The sequence below is a fragment of the Myxococcus llanfairpwllgwyngyllgogerychwyrndrobwllllantysiliogogogochensis genome, assembly GCF_006636215.1.
GTDB lineage: Bacteria > Myxococcota > Myxococcia > Myxococcales > Myxococcaceae > Myxococcus > Myxococcus llanfairpwllgwyngyllgogerychwyrndrobwllllantysiliogogogochensis.
The window spans coordinates 1-6,823 of sequence record NZ_VIFM01000417.1; the positions used below are offsets into that span (position 1 = coordinate 1).

Consider the following 6,823-nt stretch of genomic DNA (forward strand, 5'->3'; position numbering starts at 1 on the left):
CACCCAGCCGGACCGGCACGTTCACTGAAGCTCCGCCACCCTCGCATCCGAAAGAACTACAGGCCCGCCTGTCCATCCCTTCGCATCCCAGGGCGCCAATCGCCTGGATTCGCGGGTCCCAGGCGCTGGCACGCGGGCTGCTCTACCGAGAGCCAGAGGATGAACCCGAGAGGAGCAGGCACATGACGACGGAAACGGCTGCTTGGACTCGCGACAATGACGGTTGGCTCGTGCGGGTGAAGGTGGGCGGGCGCATCCAGGAGGTCCGCTGCACCACGGAGGTGCAGGCGCGCTACATCGCGGGCGTGCTGGCCTTCAATCCGCCTCCCGCCTCGAAGCTGCGTCACTGAGCCAGGCCGAGAGGGCCCGTGGGCGGGCTGACCAGGTACGCGTCGAGGTGGTACCAGTTGTTGTACGCGACCTTCCACGCGCCCTCGTGGACACCGGGCAGGGGGATGAGGGGGCCACCAATCTGGCCGCTGGTGCCCCAGGTGAAGCCCATGTCCACGCCGCTGGACGTCTCCTGCACGGTGAGGTCCGTGGCGAGCTGGGTGTTGAACCGGCGAATCTCCGAGTTGGTGCCGGACACCCAGAAGATGATGCGGTGGGCGCGCACGTCGAAACCGAACGCGTAGAAGGCGCCCGAGTTGCTCGGGTCCGTGACGATGACGGTGTGCGCGCTGAGCAGGTAGGGGCTGTGGGGATACAGCGGCGTACCGGTGGGGATGCTCGACAGGGGCGTGGGCGCGGTGGGGATGGCGTACGGCGTCCCGGGGATGGTGCCCGGGCAGTAGTTGGACAGCGGCGGAGGCACGGGGAGCGCGTGCTGCTCGGTGGAGCCCAGGGCCGCGAGGTCCTCGGAGGCCGACACGTCGGAGGGGTCGCCACCGCAGGCGGCGGTGGACAGCGAGAGGATGCAGAGCAGCGCGGAGCGGAGATTCTTCATGGTGTGTTCCTCGGTGTGAAGTGACACATCGAGCGTCCACGGCCCTGGGGAGCCGAGGTCGCCTGTGTTGGTGTGGCGGTGGTGAAGTGAAGCGGTGAGGGCCGGGCTATTCGAAGACGACGACTGTCTTCACCCAGCTGTCGGGCCGCGCGGACAGCTCGCGCAGGCGTTCATCTCGGAGCGCGGTAGCGGCGCTGGCGCCGGCGCGGATTCGCTCCATGACCCGCGCGAAGAAGGGCCCGGCTTCGGCGTCCGGGATGTCGATGGGTGAGGCGATGACGGCGCGCGCGCCCGCCTCCGCGAAGGCCACCGGAAGGCTCCATGGCGCGTGGAGATACGGCGCCGTCCTCGCGGCCTGGCAGGCGCCGAGCAACACCACCGGCGCGCCCTTGAGCTTCTGCTTGCGCACCTCGCCCGCGGTGAGCGCGTAGCGGCCACCGGCCTCGGGCGCCATCACCAGCAGCGATGCATCCGACACGCCCAGGTTCACCAGACCGTGCGCGTGAATCTCCACCTCGGTGGCCTCGGCCAGCTCGGCCAGCAGGCGCGACGGCGTGGCGGCCGCGCCCGTCAGCTCCACGCGGCGCGGAGACGGCCCCCCGGACAGCTCCCAGCTGCGCAGCCGGGGCAGGCCCAGCGAGGCGGGGGCATCCACGTCGTAGACCACCAGCGGGCGCGGCGCGGACACCCCAGGCGCCGTGGGCTTCCGGCCCGTGTCGTAGCTCCAGGCGAGCTCCGGCGGCAGCAGGCCCGCCTGACCGTGGACCGGATACCGCGCGAACACATGCACGTGCTCGCAGGGCTTCAGCGCGGAGGCCATCGCCGGAGGCACCAGCGCGGCGACGTCGAAGTCGGGCGAGCGGCGGCTCGCGTCCTGATGACCAAGCAGTTCGCCCGCGGGGCCTCGCGCGGCGACGAGGGTGCGCTCGTCATGCACCTCCACGCCCAGCGCGCAGCGGGTGGGAGCGGCGACGCCCGTCTCTTCCGCGAAGAGGGTCAGCGCGCCCGCCCAGTCGCCGGTGGAGCCCGCATCCAGGATGAGGGACGAATAGCTGTAGGCGCGGGCCTTGGCGGCCACCGGGTCCTGCGAGCCCAGGCGCGAGCCCTCGTCGATGGCCTTTCGCAGGAGCGCGCGGCCCGCCTCGCGGTCCGAGCCGATGACGGCGCGCCCCTCGATGTGCGTGGCGATGACCTTCTCGCCCGGACGCAGCCAGCCCGCGGCATCCAGCTTCTTCAGACCCTCGCGCACCTGCTCCACGTCCCCGGGCTTCGGGTCCAGGCGAGCGAGGTCCGCCAGCACGAGGCCGCCGTTGAGGAAGAAGGGCACATCGCAGCTCGGCGCCTTCTGGAGCTCCTCGCGCGCGGCTTTCGGCTGGAGCGCGAAGACATGCAGGGACGCCAGGCTCTCGTGGACATGTCGCCGGGCAGAACAGCTCCTGTCACGCAGGGCCTGCTCGCCCAGATAGGCACGCGTCAGGGCGAAGGCGTTGCGGAAGCGCGCCAGGTCGCCCAGCACCAGCAGCAGGTCCGCCTGGAGCTTCCACTCCTGCGACTGGCGCGCCCACTGGAGGCCCGCCAGGGCGTGCTCGCGCGACTCCACCAGTCGGTGCTCGTCCTTGTAGATGTGCGCCAGCAGGTGCTCGAGCTGACCGCAGCGGTAATCCGCCTTCGCGCTCTCGCACGCCGACACCGCGCGCAGGAGCCGAGCCTCGGCGCCGGCCAGGTCGCCTCGGGCATACTCGGCCAGGGCGCGCTCGCGCTCCACGTTGAGCGTCAGCCACGCATCGCCGAGCGACTTCGCCGCCTGCTCATACACGTCCAGGTGCGCCGGCAAGCCACCCGCCAGGGGCAGCAACCCCAGAAGGATGTCCTGGTGCGCGGTCCCCGCGAACTCCTTCGCGAGCGGCGCCAGCTTCGCGCCATCGAACTTCCCCAACAGCACGTCGCGGAACCGGGCGGCCAGCGGCCCGCGGCGCTGGAAGTCGAGGGTGGCCACGCGCTCGGCGTAGCGCGCCATCGTCTCTCCGCCGTAGTGCGCATCCAGCACCCGCGCGAGCGGCAGCAGGGCCTTCACGTGCTCGGCGGACGGGGCCGTCCACACCGCGATGTTGAACCAGTTGCGCGCCGTGCCCGGCACCGCGCGCGCCACCTCGTCGGGGAAGGGCGTGCCTTCCAAGGCCAGCACCCTGCCGGCCTGCTGCGCGGACTCCCACGCGCCCCGTCGCCCGTCGAGCTGACGCCGCAGCACCGCCGCGCGCTCCTTCGCCTCCTGCGCCCAGCCCACCTCACCGAGCAGCGCCACCGCGTCGAAGGCCTCCGCCGCCAGCGCGTCCAGCCCCAGCTCGTGCAGCACCAGCGCGCGGTTCCACAGCGCCTGCGCGTGCTGGGGGTGCTTCTCCAGGACGCCGTCCAGGAGGATGAGGGCCGACTCCAGCTCCCCCTTCGTCAGCGCCACCACCGCCCTGTCGCTGTCCACGTCCGGTGACGAGGACGCGCGTTGCAGGTAGTCCGCCGCCTGCTCGCGCTCGCCGCGCAGCAGGTGTCCCACCGCCAGGCCCTGCAGGTCGCCTTGGGCCTCCAGCTTCGCCAACATCTGGAGGGGCACCAGCTCCCGGGGGCGCTCATCACCGGAGCGCAGCACGCCATAGGGTCGATGCGCGCTCGCGCCCGCCCAGCTCAGCCGAGCCTCCAGCGAGCGCGTGGGCGCCAGGGCGAGCAACTGCGTCTCATCGCTCCCCGTGTTCCGGGTGCGCAGCACCACCACCGCGAAGACGGCGGCCAGCGAGCCGGACAGCGCGGCGGCGGCCACCCAGTTGCGACGGCGGCTCCACGCGGGACGGAAGGCCCTCACGGGCGCGGCCTCCACACGGGACGCAGGCGCCACGGCTCCACTCACGGACGCCTTCGCGTCCACTTGCGCCAGCTGCCCCCCGAGCGCCTGGAGCTGGAGGATGTCGTCCAGGTCCGCCTGACACGTCTCGCACGTGCCCAGGTGCTCGCGGAACGCATCGGCCTCTTCCACGGACAGCTCGCCGTCCGCGAAGGCATGCACCTGGTCGTGGATGTCCATGGGCTCCGGAGCGCTCATGGCGTCTCCGCCTTGCCGGTGCCACCGGGCATCAACAGCTCCTTCAGCTTGCGGCGCGCACGGATGAGGCGCGTGCCCACGGTGGCCTTGGGAATCCCCAGGCGCTCCGCGATTTCCTGGTAGGGGCGCCCCTCCAACGCATGGAGGCGGTACACCGTGGAGAACTCCTCGGGGATGCGCTCCAGGGCCTCGCGCAATTGCTCGGGGCCAATGGCGGCCCACGCGGGCGCGGCCTCGGGCTCCGGCGCGGCGATGCGCTCCTCCAGCTCCTCCGCCGACACATCCGAGCGGCGCTCACGCGTCCGGGAACGACACCGGTCGATGAAGAGGTGATGGAGGATGGTGAAGAGCCACGCGCGCCCGTCCGTGCCGGGGCGGTAGCGGGCCAGGTTGCGCAGCCCGCGCTCGAAGGTGTCCTGGACCAGGTCCCTGGCGTCCGTCGCGTTTCCGCACAGTCGGAGCGCCGTGGCGTGCAACGCCGCCTCGTGCTCCCGGGCGAAGGCCGCGAACCAGCGGCTGTCCAGGGTCGGCGTTGAGAGGGGCCTGCTTTCCACGTGGGGTGCAGGCTGGACCGTCCTGTCCGTGCCCGTCAAGCCCTGAGACCGTGCTCGGCGGGGGAGTGCGACGGGTATTTGCAGGGCGAAGGCATCCATGGCGGCTTGCCCCACTCAACGCCGCCCCCTCGCCATCTTCCCGAAGGAATTTCCGGGCGAATTCATCCGCCCCCACCGGGGCCCTCCAAGCGGATGGGCTTCAGGCCCCCGCCTGGGGATTGCGCCGGACGATTTCGCCATTGAGGACGTTGGCGAAGCCCACCCACGCCAGATACGGCGCCACCAGCCACGCGGCGGGCCGGTCCACCTCGCGCGTGGCGGCGATGTAGGCACCGATGCTGCCCAGCAGGGCCACGTTGTCCGCCAGGGCCTGTCGGGGCTGATGCCGACCGAAGAAGAGCCAGGACCACGCGGCATTCAGGCCCAGTTGCACCCCCCACCATCCCAGCGCCCGGGAGCGAGAGGGCCCCGCGGGCGCCGTCCACACCCGCCAGCCGGAGATGGCGATGAGGGCATAGAGCGCCGTCCACACGGGCGCGAAGGCCTTGGGCGAGGGCTGGAAGGGAGGCTTGCGCAGGTGTCGGTACCAGCGGGTGTCGGCGGAGCTGTGTCGTGCCCCCAGGACCGCCGCGCCCAGCGTGAGCGCGCCAAAGGCGCCCAGCGCGATGACGGACTCGGTGCGCAGCGTGGGGTTGAGGGCGGCACGCTTCACCGGCCCCGGAACGGTTCGCGTCGAGGGCTCCCACGGGGTGTGCATTGGACGTTCTCCCACGCGCGATGCGCGCCAGTGTTCGGTGCAAGGTGGTGATGGCCCGCATCGCCTGCCACCCCTGTTGACTGTTGGCGGGTGGGCGCTCTATCGAGCCTTTGGGGAGGAACGACATGGTGAGCGCGGAGGAAGTGCTCGACTTCTGGTTCGGTCAACCGGCGGACCCGGCTCGCAACCCGGCCTGCATTCGTCCTCGCGCCGCGTGGTTCCGGCGCGACGCGGCCTTCGACGCGGAGTGCCGGGACCGCTTCCTGGACGCCCACGAGCGCGCGGCGGCCGGGGAGCTGAGCGCCTGGCGGAATGAACCCCGCAGCAGCCTGGCCCTGGTGCTGCTCCTGGACCAGCTACCCCGCAACATCTTCCGGGGCACGCCGCGCGCGTTCGCCACGGATGCCATGGCGCGCTCGGTGGCGCGTCACGCGCTGGCGCGGGGCCTGGACCTCACGCTGCCCTCCGTGTGGCGCTGGTTCATCTACCTGCCCTTCGAACACAGCGAGGAGCTCTACGACCAGCGGCTGTCGGTCTCCCTCTTCGAGATGCTGACGCTGCATCATTCCGGCAGCCACGAACCGCTCGACTACGCGAAGCGCCACCTGGATGTCATCGCGCGCTTCGGACGCTTCCCGCACCGCAATGATGCGCTGGGCCGTCCATCCACGCCCGAGGAGACGCGCTTCCTCCAGGAGCCGGGCTCGTCCTTCTGACGGGCGCCGCGCGCTCCCGACGGGCCCAAGGCCCTCACCTGGGCCCGTGCCTGAAGACCGGCGCGAATAAGCCGGGCGCGCGTGCGTCCGACGCCGGGCGAGCACTCGTGGGCTCGTCATGTGCGCTCGTCACATGGATGTGAATTCAATGTATTCGTGATTTTATCAGCGTCCTTCCGGCCGGGGAGATGCCTGACGCGAGTGCGTGCTGGGTTAGTGTGACGACCCACGCACATCGCAAGAGGGGGCCGTGGCGGGAGAGACCTGGAAAATCATCCGGCTGCGCTGGCGCAACCACTGGCGGTTGATGCTGGGCGTGGCGGTGTTGTCCACCGCGCTGGCGGCGCTGGCGTGGCGCGGCGGCTGGCTGGACGACCTGGAGCGCGGCGCGTACGACCAGGCGCTCACCACGTTCACCGTCGGGCGCGGGAAGTCTCCCCATGTGTCGGTGGTGGTCATCGACCAGTCGACGCTGGACGGCATCCGCGCCAACGAGCGCTATGCGCTCAACTTCGGCAGCTGGCCCTACAGCCGCAACCTGTGGGCCCGCGTGGTGGAGCAGTTGGAGGCGGAGGGCGCGCGCGCCGTCGTGTTCGACGCGGTGATGGACGAGCGCTCCTCCGACGAGTCCACGGACCTGGCCTTCGCCCAGATGCTGCGCGACACACGCATCCCGTTCTTCCTGGGCGTCTCCACCAACGCCAACGCGCAGCCATTGCCGCGCGCGGACTTCGACCAGGTCCCCGCCTCCCCGCTCGCGCC

At 71.2% G+C, this 6,823-nt stretch carries 7 protein-coding genes; 3 read left to right on the top strand and 4 right to left on the bottom strand.

Annotated features, from left to right (window positions below; genetic code table 11):
• Positions 1 to 182: 182 nt before the first annotated feature.
• Entirely contained in the window at positions 183 to 350 is a 168-nt protein-coding gene (locus FJV41_RS52880; RefSeq protein ID WP_174457468.1) for a hypothetical protein, read from the top strand.
• Here FJV41_RS52880 and FJV41_RS47200 read toward each other — a convergent pair.
• The 4 genes from FJV41_RS47200 to FJV41_RS47215 all read right to left on the bottom strand — a co-directional run bounded on the left by FJV41_RS47200 (position 344) and on the right by FJV41_RS47215 (position 5,345).
• Positions 344 to 946 carry a hypothetical protein gene (locus FJV41_RS47200; protein ID WP_141649189.1) on the bottom strand — a complete coding sequence of 201 codons (603 nt, stop codon included), beginning with the start codon at positions 944 to 946 and terminating at the stop codon, positions 344 to 346. The genes FJV41_RS52880 and FJV41_RS47200 overlap by 7 nt on opposite strands.
• 106 nt (positions 947 to 1,052) lie before the next feature.
• Positions 1,053 to 4,034 carry a CHAT domain-containing protein gene (locus FJV41_RS47205; protein ID WP_141649190.1) on the bottom strand — a complete coding sequence of 994 codons (2,982 nt, stop codon included), beginning with the start codon at positions 4,032 to 4,034 and terminating at the stop codon, positions 1,053 to 1,055.
• The gene (locus FJV41_RS47210; RefSeq protein WP_246137869.1) at positions 4,031 to 4,588 is read right to left on the bottom strand and encodes an RNA polymerase sigma factor; all 558 of its coding nucleotides are present in this window, start codon (positions 4,586 to 4,588) and stop codon (positions 4,031 to 4,033) included. Before FJV41_RS47210 ends, FJV41_RS47205 begins: the two co-directional genes overlap by 4 nt.
• A gap of 199 nt (positions 4,589 to 4,787) precedes the next feature.
• The gene (locus FJV41_RS47215) at positions 4,788 to 5,345 is read right to left on the bottom strand and encodes a TspO/MBR family protein (protein WP_141649192.1); all 558 of its coding nucleotides are present in this window, start codon (positions 5,343 to 5,345) and stop codon (positions 4,788 to 4,790) included.
• A 125-nt stretch (positions 5,346 to 5,470) separates the two neighbouring features.
• Between FJV41_RS47215 and FJV41_RS47220 the strand changes: the two genes are divergently transcribed.
• Both FJV41_RS47220 and FJV41_RS47225 read left to right on the top strand, forming a co-directional pair.
• Positions 5,471 to 6,061, top strand: a complete 591-nt coding sequence (locus FJV41_RS47220) for a DUF924 family protein (protein WP_141649193.1) — start codon at positions 5,471 to 5,473, stop codon at positions 6,059 to 6,061.
• A 250-nt stretch (positions 6,062 to 6,311) separates the two neighbouring features.
• The coding region (locus FJV41_RS47225; protein ID WP_141649194.1) for a CHASE2 domain-containing protein at positions 6,312 to 6,823 on the top strand (512 nt) is incomplete at its 3' end.